This window comes from Bacillus sp. FSL M8-0071 (genome assembly GCF_037975455.1).
Taxonomy (GTDB): domain Bacteria; phylum Bacillota; class Bacilli; order Bacillales; family Bacillaceae; genus Bacillus; species Bacillus subtilis.
In genome coordinates this window covers 3,482,602-3,507,291 of sequence record NZ_CP150256.1, presented here as the reverse complement: position 1 = coordinate 3,507,291, position 24,690 = coordinate 3,482,602, and the positions used below count along the sequence as shown (strand labels likewise).

Sequence of the window (24,690 nt, the reverse complement as noted above, 5' to 3'; positions counted from 1 at the left end):
AAGGTATGATATGATAATGAGAGGTATACATGGACTAGTAAATTATTTATACATGCCTCTAAAATAGGCATGTGATGATAGAGGAGCGTTATAAATGCTTGGAATTTTAAATAAAATGTTTGATCCAACAAAACGTACGCTGAATAGATACGAAAAAATAGCTAACGATATTGATGCGATTCGCGGAGACTATGAAAATCTCTCTGACGACGCATTGAAACATAAAACAATTGAATTTAAAGAGCGTCTTGAAAAAGGGGCGACAACGGATGATCTTCTTGTTGAAGCTTTCGCTGTTGTTCGAGAAGCTTCACGCCGCGTAACAGGCATGTTTCCGTTTAAAGTCCAGCTCATGGGGGGCGTGGCGCTTCATGACGGAAATATAGCGGAAATGAAAACGGGGGAAGGGAAAACATTAACGTCTACCCTGCCTGTTTATTTAAATGCGTTAACCGGTAAAGGCGTACACGTCGTGACTGTCAACGAATACTTGGCAAGCCGTGACGCTGAGCAAATGGGGAAAATTTTCGAGTTTCTCGGTTTGACTGTCGGTTTGAATTTAAACTCAATGTCAAAAGACGAAAAACGGGAAGCTTATGCCGCTGATATTACTTACTCCACAAACAACGAGCTTGGCTTCGACTATTTGCGTGACAATATGGTTCTTTATAAAGAGCAGATGGTTCAGCGCCCGCTTCATTTTGCGGTAATAGATGAAGTTGACTCTATTTTAATTGATGAAGCAAGAACACCGCTTATCATTTCTGGACAAGCTGCAAAATCCACTAAGCTGTACGTACAGGCAAATGCTTTTGTCCGCACGTTAAAAGCGGAGAAGGATTACACGTACGATATCAAAACAAAAGCTGTACAGCTTACTGAAGAAGGAATGACGAAGGCGGAAAAAGCGTTCGGCATCGATAACCTCTTTGATGTGAAGCATGTCGCGCTCAACCACCATATCAACCAGGCCTTAAAAGCTCACGTTGCGATGCAAAAGGACGTTGACTATGTAGTGGAAGACGGACAGGTTGTTATTGTTGATTCCTTCACGGGACGTTTGATGAAAGGCCGCCGCTACAGTGAGGGGCTTCACCAAGCGATTGAAGCGAAGGAAGGGCTTGAGATTCAAAACGAAAGCATGACCTTGGCGACGATTACGTTCCAAAATTACTTCCGGATGTACGAAAAACTTGCCGGTATGACGGGTACAGCTAAGACAGAGGAAGAAGAATTCCGCAACATCTACAATATGCAGGTTGTCACGATCCCTACCAACAGGCCTGTTGTCCGTGATGACCGACCGGATTTAATTTACCGCACGATGGAAGGAAAGTTTAAGGCAGTTGCGGAGGATGTCGCACAGCGTTACATGACGGGACAGCCTGTTCTCGTCGGTACGGTTGCCGTTGAAACATCTGAATTGATTTCTAAGCTGCTTAAAAACAAAGGAATTCCGCATCAAGTGTTAAATGCCAAAAACCATGAACGTGAAGCGCAGATCATTGAAGAGGCCGGCCAAAAAGGCGCAGTTACGATTGCGACTAACATGGCGGGGCGCGGAACGGACATTAAGCTTGGCGAAGGTGTAAAAGAGCTTGGCGGGCTCGCTGTAGTCGGAACAGAACGACATGAATCACGCCGGATTGACAATCAGCTTCGAGGTCGTTCCGGACGTCAGGGAGACCCGGGGATTACTCAATTTTATCTTTCTATGGAAGATGAATTGATGCGCAGATTCGGAGCTGAGCGGACAATGGCGATGCTGGACCGCTTCGGCATGGACGACTCTACTCCAATCCAAAGCAAAATGGTATCTCGCGCGGTTGAATCGTCTCAAAAACGCGTCGAAGGCAATAACTTCGATTCACGTAAACAGCTTCTGCAATATGATGATGTTCTCCGCCAGCAGCGTGAGGTCATTTATAAGCAGCGCTTTGAAGTCATTGACTCTGAAAACCTGCGTGAAATCGTTGAAAATATGATCAAGTCTTCTCTCGAACGCGCAATTGCAGCCTATACGCCAAGAGAAGAGCTTCCTGAGGAGTGGAAGCTTGACGGTCTAGTTGATCTTATCAACACAACTTATCTTGATGAAGGTGCGCTTGAGAAGAGCGATATCTTCGGCAAAGAACCGGATGAAATGCTTGAGCTCATTATGGATCGCATCATCACAAAATATAATGAGAAGGAAGAGCAATTCGGCAAAGAGCAAATGCGCGAATTCGAAAAAGTTATCGTTCTTCGTGCCGTTGATTCTAAATGGATGGATCATATTGATGCGATGGATCAGCTCCGCCAAGGGATTCACCTTCGTGCTTACGCGCAGACGAACCCGCTTCGTGAGTATCAAATGGAAGGTTTTGCGATGTTTGAGCATATGATTGAATCAATTGAGGACGAAGTCGCAAAATTTGTGATGAAAGCTGAGATTGAAAACAATCTGGAGCGTGAAGAGGTTGTACAAGGCCAAACAACAGCTCATCAGCCGCAAGAAGGCGACGATAACAAAAAAGCAAAGAAAGCACCGGTTCGCAAAGTGGTTGATATCGGACGAAATGCCCCATGCCACTGCGGAAGCGGGAAAAAATATAAAAATTGCTGCGGCCGTACTGAATAGTTCGCCCCGGCAAGTTTACCGACCGCGGCGCCTGCAGGCGCCTGCGGATCTTTTAATGAGGTGAATGAAATGGAATTATCAGAAATTAGAGCAGAGCTCGAAAATATGGCTTCTCGTTTAGCGGACTTTAGGGGGTCTCTTTGACCTCGAATCAAAGGAGGCCCGCATTGCTGAGCTAGATGAACAAATGGCTGATCCGGAATTCTGGAATGATCAGCAAAAAGCTCAAACGGTTATAAATGAAGCAAACGGTTTAAAGGATTATGTCAATTCGTATAAAAAATTGAATGAATCCCACGAAGAATTACAAATGACTCATGATCTTTTGAAAGAAGAGCCGGACACTGATCTCCAGCTTGAGCTTGAAAAAGAACTAAAATCATTAACAAAAGAGTTCAATGAGTTTGAGCTTCAGCTTCTTCTCAGCGAGCCGTATGATAAAAATAACGCGATTTTAGAACTGCACCCTGGTGCTGGCGGTACAGAGTCACAGGACTGGGGCTCTATGCTTCTTAGAATGTATACAAGATGGGGAGAGCGCCGCGGCTTTAAAGTAGAAACTCTCGATTACCTTCCAGGTGACGAGGCGGGAATCAAATCAGTGACATTGCTCATCAAAGGACACAACGCTTACGGGTATCTCAAAGCAGAGAAAGGTGTTCATCGTCTTGTGCGGATCTCACCATTTGATTCATCAGGCCGCCGCCACACATCTTTCGTTTCATGTGAAGTCATGCCTGAATTTAACGATGAAATTGATATTGATATTCGTACGGAGGATATTAAAGTTGACACGTACCGTGCAAGCGGTGCGGGCGGACAGCACGTCAATACGACGGATTCAGCCGTTCGGATTACTCACTTGCCGACGAATGTAGTTGTGACATGCCAAACGGAGCGCTCACAAATTAAAAACCGTGAAAGAGCCATGAAAATGCTGAAGGCCAAGCTGTATCAGCGCAGAATTGAAGAGCAGCAGGCAGAGCTGGATGAAATTCGCGGTGAACAAAAAGAAATCGGCTGGGGCAGCCAAATCCGTTCTTATGTATTCCATCCGTATTCCATGGTAAAAGATCATCGGACCAATACAGAAATGGGGAACGTTCAAGCTGTAATGGATGGTGACATTGATACGTTTATTGATGCCTACCTGCGTTCTAAGCTTTCATAAGCTGAAAAACACACCTGATGCAACGGGTGTGTTTTTTTAATTCCTTATATCCTTGATTTCACTGCTGCTTTAGCATATTACCACTGTATTTGGGTGTTATTTACATCTAATCAGGGAAGGATTAAAATGCTATCGGAGAGCATTGGAAGAAACGGAGGATATATGATGGACGTACGGAATAAAACATTGTGGATTTTGCGGGATTATGTATACATATTGATAGGAGCAGCGATTACGGCCGTGTCCTTTAATGTATTTTTGCTTCCGAACAAGATTGCCGCCGGCGGTGTCAGCGGGATCAGTACGATTTTACAATCATATGGTTTTGAAGCAGCGTATGTACAGTGGATTATTAATATCCCTTTATTTATTGCTGGCGTCATTTTGCTCGGTGGGAAATTTGGGCTAAAGACGCTTGCAGGTTCTGTGTTTTTGCCGCTAGTAGTGTTTCTGACAAGGGATATTCAGCCTGCCACTCATCATGAACTCCTGGCGGCGATTTTTGGCGGTGTCGGGATAGGTATCGGAATTGGTATTGTGTACTTAGGGAAAGGGTCGACGGGAGGAACAGCCTTGGCTGCACAGATCATTCATAAGTACTCCGGTCTGTCATTGGGGAAGTGTCTCGCCATCATTGACGGAATGATCGTTGTTACGGCTATGATTGTATTTAATATTGAGCAAGGCTTATATGCCATGCTTGGCGTCTATGTGTCCAGCAAAACCATTGATGTTGTGCAAGTCGGCTTTAATCGTTCAAAAATGGCGCTCATCATTACAAAGCAGGAGCAGGCTGTCAAGGAGGCTGTCTTACAGAAGATTGACAGAGGGGTGACAAAAATTTCTGCAGTCGGCGGATATACTGACGATGACCGTCCGATTTTAATGTGCGTGGTTGGGCAAACTGAATTCACCAAATTGAAACAAATCGTCAAACAGATTGATGAGTCAGCTTTTGTAATTGTAGCAGACGCGAGCGAGGTGCTGGGCGAGGGTTTCAAGCGAGCTTAAACGAGGTTATAATATGGAAGAGATCGTAAAGGAGTTGTGCTTCTCAACATGAAATCAAAGTTATTGATACTAATGGTTGGATTTGCGCTTTCTGTTCTGTTGGCTGCCTGCGGATCAAACGATGCAAAAGAAGAGAAGGCAGACACCGGCAGCAAGACGGAAGCCACTGCATCTGAAGGGGAAGAATTATATCAGCAAAGCTGCGTAGGCTGCCACGGCAAGGATTTAGAAGGTGTGTCAGGGCCTAATCTCCAAGAGGTCGGAGGCAAATACGATGAACACAAAATTGAAAGCATTATTAAAAACGGCCGCGGCAATATGCCAAAGGGGCTTGTAGAGGATAACGAAGCCGCTGTTATTGCCAAATGGCTGTCAGAAAAAAAGTAAGATAAAAACATCCTTGCCGAGTGCCGGCAAGGATGTTTTTATGCCTTGACAATATGAATGAAAAGAAACTGTAATAGTATTATGTCTAAATTTGACGTATAATGAAGTGTATTGAAAAAGGGAACTTTCAGATTTTTCATCTTTTTACAAATGAATGGGTCATAAATTGTCGAATGCATTCGAAGAGTATGACCGTGTGATAGATAAAATGATATAAAAAGATTAGGTGATTTCATGATAGAGATGAAGGAAGTATATAAAGCCTATCCGAACGGCGTAAAAGCGCTCAATGGGATTTCTGTTACCATTCATCCCGGCGAGTTTGTGTATGTTGTTGGTCCGAGCGGAGCAGGTAAATCTACTTTTATTAAAATGATTTACAGAGAAGAAAAACCGACAAAAGGACAAATTTTAATCAATCATAAAGATCTCGCGACAATTAAAGAAAAAGAGATTCCTTTCGTGCGCCGAAAAATAGGCGTTGTCTTTCAGGATTTCAAGCTTCTTCCGAAACTTACTGTTTTTGAAAATGTGGCATTTGCCCTTGAAGTGATTGGAGAACAGCCGTCTGTCATTAAGAAACGGGTGCTTGAAGTGCTTGATCTCGTGCAGCTGAAGCATAAAGCGCGACAATTTCCTGACCAACTTTCAGGCGGGGAGCAGCAGCGTGTATCTATTGCAAGATCAATTGTGAACAACCCTGATGTTGTCATTGCTGATGAACCGACAGGAAACCTTGATCCGGATACGTCTTGGGAAGTCATGAAGACGCTGGAGGAAATTAACAACCGCGGGACAACAGTCGTGATGGCGACACATAATAAAGAAATCGTAAACACCATGAAGAAACGTGTCATTGCAATCGAAGATGGTATCATTGTGCGTGATGAGTCAAGAGGGGAGTATGGTTCATATGATTAAAATTCTCGGGCGCCACTTGCGTGAGAGTTTTAAATCTCTCGGGAGAAACACATGGATGACATTTGCATCCATTAGTGCTGTAACCGTTACGCTGATTTTAGTCGGCGTGTTTTTAGTGATTATGCTGAATTTGAATAACATGGCCACGAATGCAGAAAAACAAGTCGAAATCAAAGTACTGGTTGATCTGACTGCAGATCAGAAGGCACAGGACAAGCTTCAGAACGATATTAAGGAACTGAAGGGCATTCAGAGTGTCACTTTTTCATCTAAAGAAAAAGAGCTTGACCAGCTGGTTGACAGTTTTGGTGACAGCGGAAAATCCCTGACAATGAAGGATCAGGAAAACCCGCTTAATGATGCGTTTGTCGTCAAAACGACAGATCCGCATGATACGCCGAACGTGGCGAAAAAGATCGAAAAAATGGATCATGTTTATAAAGTCACTTATGGAAAAGAAGAGGTCAGCCGTTTGTTTAAAGTGGTCGGCGTTTCCCGCAACATCGGAATCGCGTTAATTATCGGCCTGGTATTTACGGCGATGTTCTTAATTTCCAACACCATTAAAATTACAATTTTCGCAAGAAGAAAAGAAATTGAAATCATGAAGCTTGTCGGTGCGACAAACTGGTTTATCCGCTGGCCGTTTTTCCTTGAAGGATTGCTGCTAGGCGTATTCGGTTCTGTGATTCCGATTGCACTGGTGCTGAGCACTTACCAATACGTCATCGGATGGGTCGTTCCAAAGGTTCAAGGATCATTTGTCTCTCTTCTTCCTTATAATCCATTTGTATTCCAAGTTTCGCTAGTGCTGATTGCAATCGGCGCAGTAATTGGAGTATGGGGAAGTCTGACTTCCATCCGCAAGTTTTTGCGAGTATAAAGTGAAAAAGCCGTTCCGTTTTCGGGACGGCTTTTCATTTGCCTTCTTTTTCTTCTATGATTACATGAAATCTCCATCCTTTACATATACTATCTCTAGGTTTTGGTAAAGACAGTCTGGCATACAGGAGGAGTAAAGGATGAATCAAAAAATAATGGCTGTGATAGCAGCAGGGAGCATGCTGTTCGGAGGCGCCGGTGTATATGCGGGAATCAACCTGCTTGAGATGGATAAGCCCCAGACTGCAGCAGTTCCCGCGACGGCACAAGCTGACTCTGAACGGGATAAAGCTATGGACAAAATCGAAAAAGCGTATGAGTTAATTTCGAATGAGTACGTAGAAAAAGTAGATAGAGAAAAGCTGCTCGAGGGAGCCATCCAGGGAATGCTGTCTACGCTAAATGATCCTTATTCTGTTTACATGGACAAGCAGACAGCTAAGCAATTTTCTGATTCTCTTGATTCCTCATTTGAAGGCATCGGGGCTGAGGTTGGCATGGAAAACGGCAAAATTATTATTGTTTCCCCATTCAAGAAATCGCCAGCGGAAAAAGCCGGGTTGAAGCCTAATGATGAAATTATCAGCATCAATGGAGAATCGATGGCCGGCAAGGATTTAAACCACGCTGTGTTAAAAATAAGAGGAAAAAAAGGGTCCAGCGTTTCAATGAAGATTCAGCGGCCTGGAACGAAGAAGCAGCTGTCATTCCGGATCAAGAGAGCTGAGATTCCGCTCGAAACGGTTTTTGCATCAGAGAAAAAAGTACAGGGGCATTCTGTCGGATATATCGCCATCTCTACTTTTTCTGAGCACACCGCAGAGGATTTTGCAAAAGCGCTGAGGGAGCTTGAGAAAAAAGAAATAGAAGGACTTGTCATTGATGTACGCGGCAACCCGGGCGGATATCTTCAAAGTGTGGAAGAAATTCTTAAGCATTTCGTTACAAAGGACCAGCCGTATATTCAGATTGCTGAACGCAATGGGGATAAAAAACGTTATTTTTCAACATTGACCCATAAAAAAGCGTACCCTGTCAATGTGATTACGGATAAAGGAAGTGCCTCTGCATCAGAAATTCTTGCCGGCGCATTAAAGGAAGCTGGCCATTATGATGTTGTAGGCGATACGTCTTTTGGAAAGGGAACGGTTCAACAGGCTGTGCCAATGGGGGATGGCAGCAACATCAAATTAACGCTTTACAAGTGGCTGACGCCAAATGGAAACTGGATTCATAAGAAAGGAATTGAACCGACCATTGCGATTAAGCAGCCCGATTATTTTTCCGCCGGGCCTTTACAGCTGAAAGAGCCGCTTAAAGTGGACATGAACAATGAAGACGTCAAGCATGCGCAGGTATTGTTAAAAGGTCTCAGCTTTGATCCGGGACGTGAGGATGGCTATTTCAGCAAAGACATGAAAAAAGCGGTTATGGCTTTTCAGGATCAAAACAAGCTGAATAAAACCGGTGTGATCGACACTCGCACTGCAGAGACATTAAATCAGCAGATAGAAAAGAAAAAATCAGATGAAAAAAATGATTTGCAGCTTCAAACAGCATTGAAATCATTATTTGTCAATTAAAGGAGATGGTATCCCATCTCCTGTTTCTTTGTGCTTAAAGAGATTATGGATCATAAGTCACATAAAAAATGAGTTTTTGACAAGAAATTAAAAAAATTTTCACAAATAAACATTTATAAAGGACTGTTATTACCCGATATCAATATATGAGAGAGACTTTCTAACGAGTTAATATGCATTTAAAATGAAACTTTTGCAAGTTGCCTAGTCTTTGTTTACTTCATACAATATAAGAAGGTTCTAAAAAGAACAGTAATCAGGTTAATGGCAGCTGAACGACAGGTATTTAAAGAGTAACGTTAGCGAGAATGCTTGTTAGCACTCCAGTACTGCTGCTTATACTGGCCCGTGCTTATCTGTATAAAGAAAATGGGGGTTCACAATTGAAGAGGGCAAGTATTGTGCGTGAAAAAAAATATTATGAATTAGTGGAACAATTAAAAGACAGAACACAAGACGTAACATTTTCAGCTACAAAAGCACTAAGTCTTCTTATGCTGTTCAGCAGATATTTGGTCAATTACACCAATGTCGAATCAGTAAATGACATTAATGAGGAATGCGCCAAACATTATTTTAACTACTTAATGAAAAACCATAAGCGATTAGGAATTAATCTGACAGATATAAAAAGGTCGATGCATCTAATCAGCGGGTTATTGGATGTGGATGTAAACCACTATTTAAAGGATTTTTCACTATCGAATGTCACGCTGTGGATGACGCAAGAGAGATAAACTCTCCTGAGGATATCCAAGCCATTTAATATTTGATAGAATATGAGTAACATGTTTGGCTTGAGGCGGTGAGAGATAGTGTCTGTTCAATGGGGAATTGAACTGTTAAAAAGCGCGGGCTTGTTCTTCTTACACCCGCTTTTCTGGTTTTTTATCATCATAACCTTGGCTTTCGGCTATGTAAGAATCAAACGGGAACGAAAAACCTTTCATACAAGAATAGCAGATATTTATGATGATCTGAAATTTACATATACAAAGGGACTGATTCCAGGTCTTCTTTTGTCAGTTATTTTAGGTGGACTCGGAATATCGATTCCTCTCGGTTTACTTGCGATTATTGCCGTTATCACTGCAGCGGCAGCGTTCACTCTTCGCGCAAACTGGATGTCTGCTGCATATATCGTCAGTGTGAGTATGCTGATAGGTTTTGGACTGCAAATATATCAGGCGGAGCCCTTTCTGGAGAGATTTCCGCAAGGATTTGCAGTTGTTTGGCCGGCTGTGGCTGTGTTTCTAGGTTTGCTGATTATCACTGAAGGAGCGGTTGCTTATCGTTCTGCGCATGTGAGAACATCACCGGCACTTGTCGTAAGCAGCCGCGGTTTGCCGATCGGACAGCAGCTGGCAAACCGGGTTTGGCTTTTGCCGCTGTTCCTTCTCGTGCCCGGTAATGGTTTAGAATCGCACCTTAGCTGGTGGCCCGTGTTTACGGTTCCCGGCGGCTCATTCCATTTTCTATGGATTCCTTACTTTGTCGGATTTGGACAAAGGGTACAGGGATCGCTGCCTGAAACGAGTATAAGGATCACAGCGAAACGCGTTTGTATTCTCGGTCTTGCCGTCGCAGTTCTCGGTGCAGCGAGCTTACTGTGGACGCCGCTTGCGGGTGCAGCGGTCTGTACCGCTTTGTTAGGGCGTATTTTTCTGTCCATAAAGCAAAGAGTGAATGATAACGCGGCTCCGTTTTATTTCTCGAAAAGAGATCAGGGCTTAATGGTGCTTGGGATTATCCCCAATACGCCGGCTGAGGATCTGGAATTGAAAATCGGGGAAATCATAACGAAAGTCAATGGCATACCGGTTAAGAACGTTTCTGATTTCTATGAAGCGCTTCAGCATAACCGTGCATATGTAAAGCTTGAAATTATCGGTTTGAATGGAGAAATTCGTTTTGACCAGCGAGCTTCTTATGAAGGAGAACATCATGAATTGGGCATCCTCTTCGTAAAGGATGACCGTGAAGACGAAGCAGTCGCTTCGGGATCATAAAAGGCAGCCCGGCACCGCAGGATGATGCGATGCCGGGCTGTTTTGTGTTACGCTGAGTTTTTTTCTATCCGTGCCGTTTCATCAGATTTGATGCCCAATGAAACAAAAACGCCGATGATGGATACAGCAAAGAGAATCATAAATAGGGTGTGATATCCCGAAATCAGGCCAATTAAGGCTGATGAAATGATGCTTCCGAAATAACGGAAGGTCGAGAAAATCCCGGATGCCACTCCTGACATTCCGGGGTCTACTGTGGCAAGGGATGAAACCTGCATGCTGGTCAGACCGACTCCGGAAGCGAGCCCGCCAAGGATAAGAGAGAGCATGAGGAACAAGACAGAATGCGAGCTGCTTAACAGCAAAAATAATAGATTCGCACCAGCCATCATGGCAAATGAAAGAAAAATGATTTTTTTGGCTCCCCATTTGTGATGGAGCTGCGCGCCCACCCAGTTGCTGGCTGACATGAAGATCGAAAATACAGAAAGCGCCATCCCGCTGTTAGACGTATTAAGCCCAAATTGGTTTGTCATAAATAACGGCATAATCAATAAGACGGCATACATCATCAAATTGCTTAACAAGACTGATAGATTCGCATTTGTAAAGGTTGAGCTTTTAAACAGTGCAAAGTCAATGATGGGGTGCTGGGTACGTTTTTCTCTTCTGAAAAAAAGCGGAACAAAAAGAAGTATCAATACACTGTATACCGCATATCCCCATGGAGCCTCATTTTTCGTCAGCAGGATAATTGAAACGATGCTGCCTGCAAGCAAGAGAGAGCCGATGATATCCAGCGGCGCGTCAGATTTATTTTCTTTATATTGAGGAAACATCGTTAATGCCGTAAATAAAGCAATGGCGAGGAACGGGATGTTGACCCAAAAAATCGAATGCCAGCTGAAGCTGTCAATCAGTATAGAGCCGATAAAAGGCCCGAGTGCTGCACCCAGTCCCGCACCCAGTCCGAAAAATCCAAACACTTTCGGTAGGCGTTTTTCAGAAACAACATGCCGGATAATGGCAATGCTGTTTGGCGTAAGCAATGCCCCGCCGACAGCCTGCAATGCCCGAAAGACAATTAACAGGAGCAGACTCGGTGAAAGGGCGCAGCCTAGAGATGCGATTAGAAAAAGGCCGACTCCCCATAAGTACATTGTTTTATTGCCGTACATGTCACCGAGCTTTCCTGCAATCGGCTGTGTGACTGCCATCACGATTAAATAAACGGTAACCACCCAAGTGATGCTTGCGATGGACTCGTTATACGTATGGGAAATAGATGAGAGCGCGACCGCGATCATCGTTGAGTTAATGGGAACCAGAATGGCCCCCAATAATAGCGAGACGATCAGCGCCCATTCTTTTCTTGAGCTCATTGGGATCCTCCTTTTTATTATGCCAAGGAGTTAATCAGCAGAAATTCCTTTGACAAATAGAGCTGTGCTGTGCTCCAGCATTTTTTCCTGGGGCATTGATATGACCCGGTCTCCTAAGTGGAGACAGTGAATGAAATAACCGAAGATAATCGACATGAACACGTCGGCATGCTCCGCTTCATTTCCTGTCTGAATAACCCCTTTCTCACCCATTGTTTTGAGATAATCAACCAATAGCTGTTTCATAGATTGGGGATATTCAGTGACGTGGTTAATGACATCCTGAAACATGGCCGGTTCACGAAAGCTGATTTTAATGATATCTTTTCTATGTTCGAGCTCCTCCAAGAGACAGGTTCCGATATGAAGCAGGTCTTTGTACAAATCCCCTTCTGTTTGTTCCAAAATGCTGCCTCTGTTTGAAGAATGCTGAGAAAGCAAAGCCTCAACTAGTCCTTGTTTGTTTTTAAAGTTCCTGAAAATCGTCGCTTCACTTACATTTGCTTTTTCTGCAATTTCTTTTGTAGTTGTTGCGCGATATCCTTTTTTGACGAGCAGCTGCATGGCAGCGTCAAGGATTCTCTTGTTTGTCGGTCTCAATACGTTTCACCTCACGAATATACTGGCAGGACAAGTATACACCCGCCCCGCTTGTATAAGAAAGAGGGGGGACGCATCAGGACCGGCTGACAACTGTGATTTTGCCGCTGCTTCCGTCAACAGTGATGATGTCACCGTCTCGCAGTCTTTCGGTTGCCGTGCGTGTGCCGAGAACGGCTGGAATGCCGTATTCACGGGCAATAATCGCAGCGTGAGACAAAATGCCGCCTGTGTCTGTAATAATCGCTTTGGCGTCTTGAAACAGGCTGGTCCATAGCGGTGTGGTCATCTTGCAAACGAGTACGTCCCCAGGCGCGAATTGAGAAAATTCATTGGCGTCCCGAATGATTTTCACCGGACCTGTCGCAATGCCGCTTGATGCCGCAATGCCAAAAATATGATTCTCTGTGTTTTTTTCATCCTCTATCACAGCGCCGACAATTTCTTCAGCTGCTTTGAGCTGTTCTTTTGTCGGGGTGCCGAGGTAGGCCGGGGCTTGGGCCAGCTCATACTCATGAAAAATCTGTCTGCGTTTTTCAGCCTTTTCTTGCAGGGATACAGGGTGAAGAAGCGCTTGTTCCACTTCGTCGTCATATAAGAACCAAAGGTCCTCACGATCTTGAATGACACCGTTTTCCGCCAGCAATTCACCTATCTTCAGCAGAAAGATTCTCGCCTTGGCATCCAGCATGGCGTCAATATAAAAGTGGTGATCATCTTTTATATTTGCAGAGTTCAGTGTCCATTGATAATACCGGTCAAATTCGGTGCGCAAACCGGGATCTTCTATGTTTTCCAAGAATTCATTGTATAATTTCTCTCGTTTTTCTTTCGTTTTCTGAAATTCATTGTCAAAATGATAGCCATTACGGACATAATTTTGAATATTGGCCAGAGCGAAATACGGATTTTCCACCCAGATTTGTTCAATCAGATCATGACTTTTAACAGATCTCCATCCGTATTCTTGCAAGAATTCATGGACGTTCTTCAGGAAGTGTCTTCCCTCATCTGTTTGTTCCAATTTCTCCTGGAGTTGTTCAGGCTTGTTGTTTTCAAAAATGGCCAGAAGGTTCGGGTTCTCCTGAACTTCCACAGAAAATAGCCATAAGCAACGTTCCGTTTCCAGTGATTTGTTCATTTTTCCTGTCAGCATCTCGTAAAAATGAGCGTTTTCGGACTCTCCTTGAATGTCCTGATACATCGCTTGCAGTTTGTTTGTTAAAAGGATTTGCGGGAAAACGATATTGAAGTGCTCTTCATAAGCCGTGAGATAAAAGGCCTTTAGTTTTTGAAAAGCATCCAGTGCGCTTTCTGCGGTATGCTCAGTTTGTGCGAGCTGGTCCAGTGTCCGGTAAAATGGGAGGTATGTGTGATTGATGATGTCATACATATGCTCCGATAAAATCGGGAAAAGCTCTTTGCCACAGTCTTCAGAAGGAGGCTGTTGTCCGCCTTGGTTTTTGGAATAAATATGTCCGCGATAAAGTTTTACTTCATCAACAACTACACCAATCGGAAACTTTTGCATGCTCTTCTTCAAGCCATATTCCAATGCCGGCACGATGAAGGATGAAAATAACGGACTCACCGGACCTTCAATATTAGACTCCATGTTAAGCCAGAAATCATTCATATCAGTGTCGGTAATCATGAAGCTGCGTTTTTCTTCTGCCGCCTTTTTGTCCTGATCAATGGTTGTAATCGGACGAGCTTGCAGAAGATATATTTGATGATCAGCAATTCCAAATTCTATATCGACAGGATATCCGTACAGGTCTTCGGTTTTTTTTGTGATTTCAGCCAATTCAATCACTTGTTCATCTGTAAGGCAAAAACGGCTGCGCATGTCTTCACTCGTTTCTTTTTCAGCAATTCCTTCTGCCGCAGACTCCATGTAGATTTCCTTTGCACCTATTTCTTTCTGAATCTCAAACGAAGATTTATTAACAATGAACGTGTCTGGGGTAACACTTCCTGAAACAACAGCTTCACCCAACCCGTAGCTGGCGCTGATTAAAAGCTCTCTATCATCATGGGTAACAGGGTTGCGGCTGAAGATAACACCTGACATTTCTGAATCGATCAGCCCCTGAACGACTATTCCCATTAACGGCTCTGCGATTTGATTGTTCATTTTTTTCTTATAGCTGCTGACCCGCCCAGAAAAAAATGAGGCCCAGCATTCTTTCACTTTAGCCAGAAATTCTTCCTCTGTTTTGATATTTAAGTAGGTTTCATATTGACCCGCGAATGAGGCGCCTTCTAAATCTTCCGAGGCAGACGAAGAACGCACGGCTACGGATCGATATGATTCTCTAAGCTTATAAAAGGAACTAGTCAGCTCATCTTTCAGCTCATCCGAAAATGTTCCGGAAATGATCCTGCTTTCGACGTTTTCACTAGTCTCTTGAAGCTGGTTGTCCTCCATAAAACGTGCGAGCGCATTCGTTTGAATAATAAACCCGTCCGGAACAGGAAGACCGTGTTTGGTCAATTTAATCAAATTCATTCCTTTTGCTCCAGCCAGCTGGCTGGACTCTTCTGCCTGGCGAAATAAAACAGAATACATATTTGAAACCCCTCTTTTCTTCATTCATTTTGTTTTTCTCTCTAGTCTTTTTATTGCGGAGCCTGTGTTTAAAAAAATGATAGTAAACACTATCATTCAATTGTAGGTTTTCAGGAAAATGCTGTCAAACGCAAAAAGTCCTAAATAAAATGAATAGTTAAGTTGGTTATATTATCCTGAAAAATTCGGCCGTACTGTTACTCTATGCCTATTTTCTTTTATTCTCGGAATCTGGCGGCGGACTTGATGGTAATAAAAAAAGTGCCGCTGATTAGAACAGCGGCACCATGGAATAAGTTTTGACCGGCACCAAAATGCAAATATAGTGATTGATTTTGGCTGAAAAGGGGTATGGTGTAGTAGAGGGAGCGAATGCACGATTGTCCGATTCTTCATTTTTTACTATAATCAGATCAGATGAAGAATCCCTGAGGAGGGTTTTTGTTGATTACAAAAGCCGTTTTTGCATTGTTTTTCCCTTTTATGCTTGTTGTTCTATTTACTAGAGTCACCTTTAATCATTATGTGGCGATCGCTTTAACAGCTGCATTGCTGTTTGCCTCTTATTTAAAAGGCTATACAGAAACGTATTTTATTGTAGGATTGGATGTTGTGTCTCTTGTGGCTGGCGGACTGTATATGGCCAAAAAAGCTGCAGAGAAAAAAGAAGAATAAATCGGACATAATGAATATAAAGACTGAATACCTGCTTTTACGTTTTAAAAGCAGGTTTTTTATACACAAAAACAGCTGGAAATAAAAAACCACCGAACTTTAGTTCGTATTTTTAGTGATTTTGCTTTCCATTGTGTTACTATATCTATAGGAAGATTTCGTTAAAGAAACGGAGGCTTATTTTTGTGAAAGATCGCTTTGAGTTAGTCTCGAAATATCAGCCCCAAGGAGATCAGCCGAAAGCCATTGAAAAGCTTGTAAAAGGAATTCAGGAGGGCAAGAAGCATCAGACTCTGCTGGGTGCGACAGGAACTGGGAAAACATTTACGGTGTCTAATTTGATTAAAGAAGTCAATAAGCCGACTCTCGTGATTGCCCATAACAAAACCCTTGCTGGACAGCTTTACAGTGAGTTCAAGGAATTTTTTCCGAACAATGCTGTCGAGTATTTTGTCAGCTACTATGATTATTATCAGCCGGAGGCGTATGTGCCTCAAACGGATACATTTATAGAGAAAGACGCTAGTATTAATGATGAAATTGATAAACTGAGACACTCCGCCACATCAGCTTTGTTTGAGCGTAGAGATGTCATTATTATTGCGAGTGTGTCTTGTATATACGGCCTCGGTTCGCCTGAGGAATACCGGGAAATGGTCGTGTCACTGCGGACTGAAATGGAAATTGAGCGCAACGAGCTGCTCAGAAAACTTGTAGACATCCAATATGCCCGCAACGATATCGACTTTCAGCGCGGTACATTTCGTGTGCGCGGGGATGTAGTGGAAATCTTTCCGGCATCCCGTGATGAGCATTGTATCAGAGTTGAATTTTTCGGTGACGAAATCGAACGGATTCGGGAAGTGGATGCGCTGACAGGAGAAATTCTCGGCGACCGAGATCATGTTGCGATTTTCCCGGCATCCCACTTCGTAACGCGAGCCGAGAAAATGGAGAAGGCGATTCAAAATATCGAGAAGGAGCTTGAGGAGCAGCTGAAGGTCATGCATGAAAACGGAAAGCTCCTTGAAGCGCAGCGTTTAGAGCAGCGGACAAGATATGATCTTGAAATGATGCGTGAAATGGGTTTCTGCTCCGGCATCGAGAACTATTCAAGACATTTGACGCTGCGGCCTCCAGGTTCAACGCCGTATACGCTTCTTGATTATTTCCCAGACGATTTTATGATCGTGGTGGATGAGTCGCATGTGACAATTCCTCAGGTGCGCGGCATGTTTAACGGAGACCAGGCGCGGAAACAGGTGCTCGTGGATCACGGCTTCCGGCTTCCATCAGCGCTTGATAACCGTCCGCTTCGTTTTGAGGAATTTGAAAAGCATATGCACAATATCGTGTATGTATCAGCAACACCAGGGCCGTACGAGATTGAACATACAGATGAAATGGTCGAACAGATCATTCGTCCGACGGGGCTTCTTGACCCGCTTATTGACGTCCGTCCAATCGAAGGTCAGATTGACGACTTGATCGGCGAAATTCAAGCTAGAATAGAGCGGAATGAACGGGTGCTTGTGACAACTTTGACGAAGAAGATGTCAGAGGATCTGACCGATTATTTAAAAGAAATCGGCATTAAAGTAAACTATCTGCATTCTGAGATCAAGACGCTTGAACGGATTGAAATTATCCGCGACCTGCGCCTTGGCAAGTACGATGTGCTTGTCGGCATCAACCTGCTGAGGGAAGGTTTGGACATTCCCGAAGTATCCCTTGTTGCGATTTTGGATGCGGATAAGGAAGGTTTCCTTCGTTCGGAGCGGTCGCTGATCCAGACCATCGGACGGGCAGCGAGAAATGCGGAAGGCCGCGTCATTATGTACGCCGATAAAATAACGAAGTCTATGGAAATTGCGATTAATGAAACAAAACGCCGCCGCGAGCAGCAGGAGCGGTTTAATGAAGAGCACGGCATTACGCCGAAAACGATAAATAAAGAAATTCGCGATGTCATTCGTGCCACAGTAGCAGCTGAGGATAAAGCGGAATACAAAACAAAAGCCGCGCCGAAGCTGTCGAAACTGACGAAGAAAGAACGCCAGAAAGTCGTTGAACAGATGGAGCATGAAATGAAGGAAGCCGCCAAGGCGCTTGACTTTGAAAGAGCCGCGGAGCTTCGCGATTTACTTTTAGAGCTAAAAGCGGAAGGATGATGAACAAATGGCTATGGATCGGATAGAGGTGAAGGGAGCCAGGGCGCATAACCTGAAAAATATTGATGTAACGATTCCGAGAGATCAGCTTGTCGTTGTCACGGGTTTGTCCGGATCAGGTAAATCCTCCCTTGCCTTTGACACGATATATGCTGAAGGACAGAGACGGTATGTCGAGTCGCTGTCTGCTTATGCCCGCCAGTTTTTAGGGCAAATGGATAAGCCTGATGTGGATGCAATTGAGGGGCTCTCTCCCGCCATCAGCATTGATCAGAAAACAACAAGCCGCAATCCGAGGTCTACTGTCGGTACGGTAACTGAGATTTATGATTATCTGCGTCTTTTATATGCGAGAGTAGGGAAGCCTCATTGTCCGGAGCACGGAATTGAGATTACATCCCAGACTATCGAGCAAATGGTGGACAGAATTCTGGAATACCCGGAACGGACGAAGCTTCAGGTGCTGGCGCCGATTGTCTCGGGCCGAAAAGGCGCTCATGTCAAAGTGCTTGAACAGATTAGAAAACAAGGCTATGTCAGAGTCAGAATTGACGGCGAGATGGCTGAGCTTTCTGACGATATCGAATTAGAAAAGAACAAGAAGCATTCCATTGAGGTAGTCATTGACCGGATTGTCGTGAAAGAAGGCGTGGCAGCCCGGCTGTCAGATTCATTGGAAACGGCGCTCCGTTTAGGTGAAGGACGGGTTATGATCGATGTCATCGGTGAGGAAGAGCTGATGTTCAGCGAGCATCATGCCTGTCCGCACTGCGGATTTTCAATTGGTGAGCTTGAGCCGCGTCTGTTTTCGTTTAACAGTCCGTTCGGGGCGTGTCCGACGTGTGACGGTCTCGGAATGAAGCTTGAAGTGGATGCCGATCTTGTCATCCCCAATCAAGATTTGTCATTGAAGGAGAATGCGGTCGCCCCTTGGACACCGATCAGCTCACAATATTATCCTCAGCTGCTTGAGGCAGTCTGCACCCACTACGGGATTGATATGGATGTGCCGGTCAAAGATTTGCCGAAGCATCAACTGGATAAAGTGCTGTACGGCAGCGGAGATGACCTGATTTATTTCCGATATGAAAATGATTTTGGACAAATCCGCGAAGGTGAAATTCAATTTGAAGGCGTATTGCGCAACATTGAAAGACGCTATAAGGAGACAGGCTCCGATTTCATACGTGAGCAAATGGAGCAGTATATGTCTCAGAAGTCTTGTCCGACGTGCAAAGGCTATCGGTTAAAGAAAGAGGCGCTTGCCGTACTGATTGACGGTCGCCACATTGGAAAAATTACCGAGCTGTCTGTCGCCGACGCACTTGCCTTCTTTAAAGATCTCACCCTTTCTGAGAAGGATATGCAGATCGCCAATTTGATTTTGCGCGAAATTGTGGAGCGCTTAAGCTTTCTGGACAAAGTCGGCCTCGATTACCTGACATTGAGCAGGGCAGCGGGTACATTGTCCGGAGGAGAGGCGCAGCGCATCAGGCTGGCGACTCAAATTGGCTCGCGTTTATCCGGTGTGCTTTATATTTTAGATGAGCCGTCTATCGGTCTGCATCAGCGTGATAACGACCGCTTGATCAGCGCTCTGAAAAATATGAGAGACCTCGGGAACACGCTGATTGTTGTCGAACATGATGAGGACACGATGATGGCAGCAGATTATTTAATAGATATTGGACCGGGAGCCGGCATTCACGGCGGACAGGTGATATCTGCGGGTACGCCGGAAGAAGTGATGGAAGATCCAAACTCATTAACGGGCAGCTATTTATCAGGGAAAAAGTTTATCCCATTGCCTCCTGAAAGAAGAAAGCCGGACGGACGTTACATTGAAATTAAAGGTGCATCAGAAAACAACCTGAAAAAAGTGAATGCCAAGTTCCCGCTTGGGACGTTTACAGCAGTTACAGGTGTTTCCGGTTCAGGAAAGAGTACACTCGTTAATGAAATTTTGCATAAGGCGCTGGCGCAAAAGCTTCATAAAGCGAAAGCGAAGCCCGGCAGCCATAAAGAGATTAAAGGTTTGGATCATTTAGATAAAGTCATTGACATTGACCAGGCGCCAATCGGAAGAACGCCGAGATCCAACCCTGCGACATACACCGGTGTATTTGATGACATTCGTGATGTATTCGCGCAGACAAATGAAGCGAAGGTCCGCGGCTATAAAAAAGGCCGTTTCAGCTTCAACGTGAAGGGCGGACGATGTGAAGCCTGCCGCGGCGACGGGATTATTAAAATTGAAATGCACTTCCTTCCTGACGTATACGTTCCATGCGAGGTGTGTCACGGCAAACGCTATAACCGTGAAACGCTTGAAGTGACGTACAAAGGAAAAAGCATCTCTGATGTGCTTGATATGACGGTTGAAGATGCTCTTTCTTTCTTTGAAAATATCCCGAAAATCAAACGCAAGCTCCAAACCCTTTATGATGTTGGTTTAGGTTATATTACGCTCGGCCAGCCGGCGACGACCTTGTCAGGCGGAGAAGCGCAGCGCGTGAAGCTCGCATCAGAGCTGCACAAACGCTCGACCGGACGCACGCTCTACATTTTAGATGAGCCGACGACAGGTTTGCATGTCGACGATATCGCCAGGCTTCTTGTCGTGCTGCAACGGTTGGTAGACAACGGAGACACTGTACTGGTTATTGAGCATAATCTTGATATCATTAAGACGGCCGATTACATTGTGGATTTGGGCCCGGAAGGCGGAGCCGGGGGCGGAACCATTGTCGCGTCAGGAACGCCTGAGGAAATCACTGAAGTGGAAGAATCGTATACAGGCCGTTATTTGAAGCCTGTTATCGAACGTGACAAAACACGCATGAAATCGCTCTTAAAAGCGAAAGAAACAGCTACATCTTAAAACCCTCTGTTAAGAGGGGACAGCTTGTCAGCAAGTCCATCCTTGGGCTTAGCAGGCAAGCTTTTTCTTTACGGCATAATAGGTTTAGAATCGTCTTTGGGTAAAATTTCTTTGGGAAAACGCCTAAACATTTACAAATTGCTGTCGATATATGAATTGAAAGGCGGATGATGATTTCCAAATTAAGCAGACAAACCCTATTAAGGAGCTTAAAGGCATCCTTAAGCAATAACTGAATCTACATAGGTTAGAAGCTTTATTGGAATCTGATACGCCAGAAATCAAAGAAAAGGAAGTCTTTGATTTCAAAAACATATACACATGGAGGTATTTTTCACATGAGAATCAACCACAATATTGCAGCGCTTAACACACTAAACCGTTTGTCTTCAAACAACAGTGCGAGCTCAAAAAACATGGAGAAACTTTCTTCTGGTCTTCGCATCAACCGTGCGGGAGATGACGCAGCGGGTCTTGCGATTTCTGAAAAAATGAGAGGACAAATCAGAGGTCTTGAAATGGCTTCTAAAAACTCTCAAGATGGAATTTCTCTTATCCAAACAGCTGAGGGTGCATTGACTGAAACCCATGCAATCCTTCAACGTATGCGTGAACTTACTGTTCAAGCAGGAAACACAGGTACACAGCAAACTGAAGATTTAACTGCAATTAAAGATGAAATGGATGCTTTAACTGAAGAGATCGATGGAATTTCTCAACGTACTGAATTTAACGGAAAAAAACTTTTAGACGGTAGTGAAACAGCAGGATTTACATTCCAAATTGGTGCAAATGCTGGCCAAAATATTAATGTTACAATTGGTAACATGGATGCAACAACTTTAGGAGTAAAAGGTATCGATGTTTCAGCAGATGATTTTAGTTTTGACACTGAGATTGTTAAAATCGATAGTGCAATTACAAGTGTTTCAAACCAACGTGCTAAACTTGGTGCGGTACAAAACCGTCTAGAGCACACAATCAACAACCTTGGTGCTTCTTCTGAAAACTTAACAGCTGCTGAGTCTCGCATCCGTGACGTTGACATGGCGAAAGAAATGAGCGATTTCACAAAGAACAACATTCTTTCTCAAGCTTCTCAAGCGATGCTTGCTCAAGCAAACCAACAGCCGCAAAACGTGCTTCAATTGTTACGTTAATTTTGAACGGCTATCTCTTTCTGATAGTTACAGCTTGCCGACAGAGTCCATTAACTGGATGTGCCGGCAGGCTTTTTTTGTTACAATCATTTTGTGACAGCCAGGGAATCACTTGTTTTTTCAAAACAAAAAAGGCAAGATATTGTCATCTAACCTTTAGCTTTGTTTCAGTTATAATGAATGATATGTTTTCCGCAATTACAAAGTCTTCTTATACAGCTGCTTACTTACACTCATTAAATCTTGAACAATATGCGTGTTGCTGCTGTCGAGCAGCACTTTTATATATTGGATATCGTGAGAGATCGGGAAGGGTCCGTGAATCTGCTCAAGCTCGGCGATCATTTCACGATTCATTCTTTTTTGTTCATGAATCAGCTTTAACACTGATTCTTGTGTTACTGTATAGTCACTGGGATCTTTCTCCATTGCTTGTCCAGCCTCCTTGGTTGCCGTAAGCTTTTTACATATTGTAATCGGTATAGCCGGAAGATTCTACTTCTAAAACTTTTTAAAATCCAATTTCCGTAAATCGGAGCATGTCTAAAGAATGAATTTGAAACCTGAAGAGATTTTAAACGTATAAATAAGTAAAACGTCCCTGATCTTTTGTCATGGACAATTCACAATAGGAGTGTGGAATGAATTGAACCGTAATCAAGCTATTATTGCATCACTTTGTTATTTCAGTGTGTTCATTGCGCCAATCATTGTGCCGATTGTCGCATATTTTGTTGTAAATGAGAAAGAAACAAAACGCCATGCGATACGCTCTCTTATTTCTCACATTGTTCCGTTTGTCGGCTGGCTGTTCCTTTTTATTGCTTTACTTGGCGGAGCCGTTGCGATTGATGGAGACAGCTTGCTTCCTGTATTTGTAATCATCGGGGGAGCGGTTATTTATTTCTTAGTTGTCATTGGCATTATCATTTGGAATGTGATTCAGGGCATTAAGGTCCTGCGTGCAGCATAAGTAGACAATGGGGAGGAGATCGTAATGAAGCAAGAAAAGGAACGAATCCTTAAGCTTGTTGAGGAAGGAAAGCTTACAGCACAAGAAGCTTTGACACTGATTGAAAAGCTTGACAGCGACTACAAGGAAAAAGAAGAGAAAATCACAGCGCTCTCAGTTCACGTTCATGACGAGGAAGAGCCATTTACAACGGCAAAAAAAGAAAGCGGCAAACCGTCTTTAGGAGCCAAGCTGTTTGACTGGATTGATTCTGCTGTGAAAAAGGTCAAGGAAGTTGACCTTGATTTAAACTTTGGCCATGCGTATGATGTTCAGCACATTTTTCAATTTAAAGATACTGACTTTTCCAGTGTTGAGCTGCAAATTGCCAATGGCAGCGTAAATATCGTCCCTTGGGAAGATGACGATATCAGAGCGGAATGCCAGGCGAAGGTATATCGCGCTGACAGCCAGGATGCGGCGAGACACGCATTTCTTCAGCATATTGAATGTGAAATCAAAGGTAATAAGTTTTTTATCCGTACTGAGAAAAAGACGATGAAAACGAATGTCACTTTGTATATTCCTCAGAAGGAGTATGATAAGATTCGGGTGAAGCTGTTTAACGGTCCAGTCAGAGGGGAACATTTACATGTAAAAGAGTTCTCAGCGAAAACGACAAACGGCGTGCTGTCGTTCTCGTATTTAACAGCCGAAAAAGCCATAGCTGAAACGGCCAACGGGCAAATTAAGCTCGCAAGCCACAGCTGCGGTACGATAGAAGCGGAAACCATTAACGGATTGATCGATCTCCGAGGGAAAAGCGAATCCATTGACGTTCAAAGCTTTAACGGAAATATTGCGATTAACGTAACAGAATCAGACTGCCGCTCCATTTATGCAAAAACAACGACTGGAAATGTAGAGCTTGCAATTCCGGACGATCTCGCAGTGAAGGCAGAGCTGAAAAGCAATCTTGGTACGCTGTCCCATGAATTAATGGATGTAGAGATGCTGAAGGAAAAAAATGATACGATTCAAAAAGAAATGATGTTCACTTCAAATCAGGCACATGATCAAAACATCACCGTCTTCTCAGAATCACTAACAGGCGCCATCAAACTAAAGTACTCACAGAGGTGATCGAATGAATAAGCTTTATCGCTCAGAAAAAAATAAGAAAATCGCCGGTGTTATCGGAGGTCTCGCGGAATATTTCAATTGGGACGCATCACTCCTCAGAGTCATAACTGTCATCTTAGCCATTATGACAAGTGTCTTGCCGGTTTTGCTCATTTATATCATTTGGATTTTTATCGTCCCGTCAGAAAGGGATATGAAATGACATGGTAAAATGGGCAGTCAGCATTTTAGTCAATGCATTGTTATTAATCGTCATTGATGGATATATTGACTCCATCCATATCAGCAGCATTGGGGCAGCGATTATCGCCAGCCTCATTTTATCGATCTTAAACGTGCTGATTAAACCGCTTTTAATTATATTTACACTGCCGGTCACCATGGTGACGCTTGGACTCTTCTTGTTTGTGATTAACGCCATCACGCTTATGATGACCGCGTCCATTATGGGTGACAGCTTTCAAATCGACGGCTTCGGCACAGCGATATGGGCATCCGTTATCCTGTCGGTCTTCCATTTGCTGATTCAAAAAGGCATTTTAGAGCCGCTTAGAAAAAAATAAAAAAAGC

The 24,690-nt window shown here is 43.8% G+C and carries 21 protein-coding genes; 17 read left to right on the top strand and 4 right to left on the bottom strand.

Annotated elements, in window-relative coordinates; translation table 11 throughout:
- Positions 1–94: 94 nt before the first annotated feature.
- The 9 genes from secA (at position 95) to minJ (ending at position 10,584) form a co-directional block, all read left to right on the top strand.
- Positions 95–2,620 (top strand): preprotein translocase subunit SecA, encoded by a 2,526-nt coding sequence (gene secA / locus MKX71_RS18130; RefSeq protein ID WP_003228033.1) that lies wholly within the window; start codon positions 95–97, stop codon positions 2,618–2,620.
- A 69-nt stretch (positions 2,621–2,689) separates the two neighbouring features.
- Positions 2,690–3,791, top strand: a protein-coding gene (gene prfB, locus MKX71_RS18125) for a peptide chain release factor 2 (RefSeq protein WP_010886623.1) whose coding sequence is annotated in 2 segments (ribosomal slippage) — positions 2,690–2,761 and positions 2,763–3,791 — 1,101 coding nt in all. Because the reading frame shifts where the segments join, the coding sequence is not laid out codon by codon here.
- Positions 3,792–3,956: 165 nt separating this feature from the next.
- On the top strand, positions 3,957–4,802 hold the full coding sequence (locus MKX71_RS18120; RefSeq protein WP_003242677.1) for a YitT family protein: 846 nt from the start codon (positions 3,957–3,959) through the stop codon (positions 4,800–4,802).
- 48 nt (positions 4,803–4,850) lie between these two features.
- Complete coding sequence (gene cccB / locus MKX71_RS18115) at positions 4,851–5,189, top strand: cytochrome c551 (RefSeq protein ID WP_048655013.1); 339 nt, start codon at positions 4,851–4,853, stop codon at positions 5,187–5,189.
- Between the two features lie 234 nt (positions 5,190–5,423).
- On the top strand, positions 5,424–6,110 hold the full coding sequence (gene ftsE / locus MKX71_RS18110; protein ID WP_003228039.1) for a cell division ATP-binding protein FtsE: 687 nt from the start codon (positions 5,424–5,426) through the stop codon (positions 6,108–6,110).
- Positions 6,103–6,993, top strand: coding sequence for a permease-like cell division protein FtsX (ftsX, locus tag MKX71_RS18105; protein WP_015251119.1), 891 nt, complete (start codon positions 6,103–6,105; stop codon positions 6,991–6,993). The genes ftsE and ftsX overlap by 8 nt, the downstream gene beginning before the upstream one ends.
- A 139-nt stretch (positions 6,994–7,132) precedes the next feature.
- Positions 7,133–8,575 carry a carboxy-terminal processing protease CtpB gene (ctpB, locus tag MKX71_RS18100; protein ID WP_086344377.1) on the top strand — a complete coding sequence of 481 codons (1,443 nt, stop codon included), beginning with the start codon at positions 7,133–7,135 and terminating at the stop codon, positions 8,573–8,575.
- A 383-nt stretch (positions 8,576–8,958) separates the two neighbouring features.
- Positions 8,959–9,312 (top strand): swarming motility protein SwrAA, encoded by a 354-nt coding sequence (gene swrA / locus MKX71_RS18095; RefSeq protein WP_015251121.1) that lies wholly within the window; start codon positions 8,959–8,961, stop codon positions 9,310–9,312.
- A 78-nt stretch (positions 9,313–9,390) separates the two neighbouring features.
- Positions 9,391–10,584: a cell division topological determinant MinJ gene (gene minJ, locus MKX71_RS18090; RefSeq protein WP_003242631.1), complete on the top strand. Its 1,194-nt coding sequence runs from the start codon at positions 9,391–9,393 to the stop codon at positions 10,582–10,584.
- 47 nt (positions 10,585–10,631) lie between these two features.
- On the opposite strand, the gene MKX71_RS18085 is transcribed toward minJ, so the two are convergent.
- The 3 genes from MKX71_RS18085 to MKX71_RS18075 form a co-directional block, all read right to left on the bottom strand.
- Positions 10,632–11,966, bottom strand: a complete 1,335-nt coding sequence (locus tag MKX71_RS18085; protein ID WP_167408472.1) for an MFS transporter — start codon at positions 11,964–11,966, stop codon at positions 10,632–10,634.
- Positions 11,967–11,996: 30 nt separating this feature from the next.
- Complete coding sequence (locus tag MKX71_RS18080; protein WP_080529853.1) at positions 11,997–12,566, bottom strand: TetR/AcrR family transcriptional regulator; 570 nt, start codon at positions 12,564–12,566, stop codon at positions 11,997–11,999.
- A gap of 76 nt (positions 12,567–12,642) precedes the next feature.
- Entirely contained in the window at positions 12,643–15,138 is a 2,496-nt protein-coding gene (locus tag MKX71_RS18075) for a PEP/pyruvate-binding domain-containing protein (RefSeq protein ID WP_221776945.1), read from the bottom strand.
- Positions 15,139–15,582: 444 nt separating this feature from the next.
- Here MKX71_RS18075 and MKX71_RS18070 point away from each other — a divergent pair, with 444 nt between their 5' ends.
- From MKX71_RS18070 to hag, 4 genes are all read left to right on the top strand, one after another.
- Positions 15,583–15,813: a CsbA family protein gene (locus MKX71_RS18070; RefSeq protein WP_003228053.1), complete on the top strand. Its 231-nt coding sequence runs from the start codon at positions 15,583–15,585 to the stop codon at positions 15,811–15,813.
- A gap of 185 nt (positions 15,814–15,998) precedes the next feature.
- The gene (gene uvrB / locus MKX71_RS18065) at positions 15,999–17,984 is read left to right on the top strand and encodes an excinuclease ABC subunit UvrB (RefSeq protein ID WP_029318327.1); all 1,986 of its coding nucleotides are present in this window, start codon (positions 15,999–16,001) and stop codon (positions 17,982–17,984) included.
- 7 nt (positions 17,985–17,991) lie between these two features.
- Positions 17,992–20,865, top strand: a complete 2,874-nt coding sequence (gene uvrA, locus MKX71_RS18060; protein ID WP_003228057.1) for an excinuclease ABC subunit UvrA — start codon at positions 17,992–17,994, stop codon at positions 20,863–20,865.
- Between the two features lie 338 nt (positions 20,866–21,203).
- The gene (gene hag, locus MKX71_RS18055; RefSeq protein ID WP_029318328.1) at positions 21,204–22,025 is read left to right on the top strand and encodes a flagellin Hag; all 822 of its coding nucleotides are present in this window, start codon (positions 21,204–21,206) and stop codon (positions 22,023–22,025) included.
- Positions 22,026–22,223: 198 nt separating this feature from the next.
- Here the strand turns inward: hag and MKX71_RS18050 are convergent, their stop codons facing one another.
- Complete coding sequence (locus MKX71_RS18050) at positions 22,224–22,454, bottom strand: hypothetical protein (protein WP_003235419.1); 231 nt, start codon at positions 22,452–22,454, stop codon at positions 22,224–22,226.
- A 217-nt stretch (positions 22,455–22,671) separates the two neighbouring features.
- Here MKX71_RS18050 and yvlA point away from each other — a divergent pair, with 217 nt between their 5' ends.
- The 4 genes from yvlA to MKX71_RS18030 are packed head-to-tail and all read left to right on the top strand — an operon-like array spanning position 22,672 to position 24,683.
- Positions 22,672–22,998, top strand: a complete 327-nt coding sequence (gene yvlA / locus MKX71_RS18045) for a protein YvlA (RefSeq protein WP_003244375.1) — start codon at positions 22,672–22,674, stop codon at positions 22,996–22,998.
- Between the two features lie 24 nt (positions 22,999–23,022).
- A complete protein-coding gene (locus MKX71_RS18040; protein WP_003228061.1) occupies positions 23,023–24,120 on the top strand; it encodes a DUF4097 family beta strand repeat-containing protein in 1,098 nt (365 codons plus the stop codon).
- 4 nt (positions 24,121–24,124) lie between these two features.
- Positions 24,125–24,322, top strand: coding sequence for a PspC domain-containing protein (locus MKX71_RS18035; protein WP_003228065.1), 198 nt, complete (start codon positions 24,125–24,127; stop codon positions 24,320–24,322).
- Between the two features lies 1 nt (position 24,323).
- Positions 24,324–24,683 (top strand): phage holin family protein, encoded by a 360-nt coding sequence (locus MKX71_RS18030; protein ID WP_003228066.1) that lies wholly within the window; start codon positions 24,324–24,326, stop codon positions 24,681–24,683.
- Positions 24,684–24,690 lie beyond the last annotated feature (7 nt).

Bases quoted from the DNA above. Each gene is read 5' to 3' on its own strand.
- secA (WP_003228033.1), top strand. From the start codon at position 95: ATGCTTGGAATTTTAAATAAAATGTTTGATCCAACAAAACGTACGCTG.
- MKX71_RS18120 (WP_003242677.1), top strand. From the start codon at position 3,957: ATGGACGTACGGAATAAAACATTGTGGATTTTGCGGGATTATGTATAC.
- cccB (WP_048655013.1), top strand. From the start codon at position 4,851: ATGAAATCAAAGTTATTGATACTAATGGTTGGATTTGCGCTTTCTGTT.
- ftsE (WP_003228039.1), top strand. From the start codon at position 5,424: ATGATAGAGATGAAGGAAGTATATAAAGCCTATCCGAACGGCGTAAAA.
- ftsX (WP_015251119.1), top strand. From the start codon at position 6,103: ATGATTAAAATTCTCGGGCGCCACTTGCGTGAGAGTTTTAAATCTCTC.
- ctpB (WP_086344377.1), top strand. From the start codon at position 7,133: ATGAATCAAAAAATAATGGCTGTGATAGCAGCAGGGAGCATGCTGTTC.
- MKX71_RS18085 (WP_167408472.1), bottom strand. From the start codon at position 11,966: ATGAGCTCAAGAAAAGAATGGGCGCTGATCGTCTCGCTATTATTGGGG.
- MKX71_RS18075 (WP_221776945.1), bottom strand. From the start codon at position 15,138: ATGTATTCTGTTTTATTTCGCCAGGCAGAAGAGTCCAGCCAGCTGGCT.
- uvrA (WP_003228057.1), top strand. From the start codon at position 17,992: ATGGCTATGGATCGGATAGAGGTGAAGGGAGCCAGGGCGCATAACCTG.
- hag (WP_029318328.1), top strand. From the start codon at position 21,204: ATGAGAATCAACCACAATATTGCAGCGCTTAACACACTAAACCGTTTG.
- MKX71_RS18050 (WP_003235419.1), bottom strand. From the start codon at position 22,454: ATGGAGAAAGATCCCAGTGACTATACAGTAACACAAGAATCAGTGTTA.
- MKX71_RS18040 (WP_003228061.1), top strand. From the start codon at position 23,023: ATGAAGCAAGAAAAGGAACGAATCCTTAAGCTTGTTGAGGAAGGAAAG.
- MKX71_RS18035 (WP_003228065.1), top strand. From the start codon at position 24,125: ATGAATAAGCTTTATCGCTCAGAAAAAAATAAGAAAATCGCCGGTGTT.
- MKX71_RS18030 (WP_003228066.1), top strand. From the start codon at position 24,324: ATGGTAAAATGGGCAGTCAGCATTTTAGTCAATGCATTGTTATTAATC.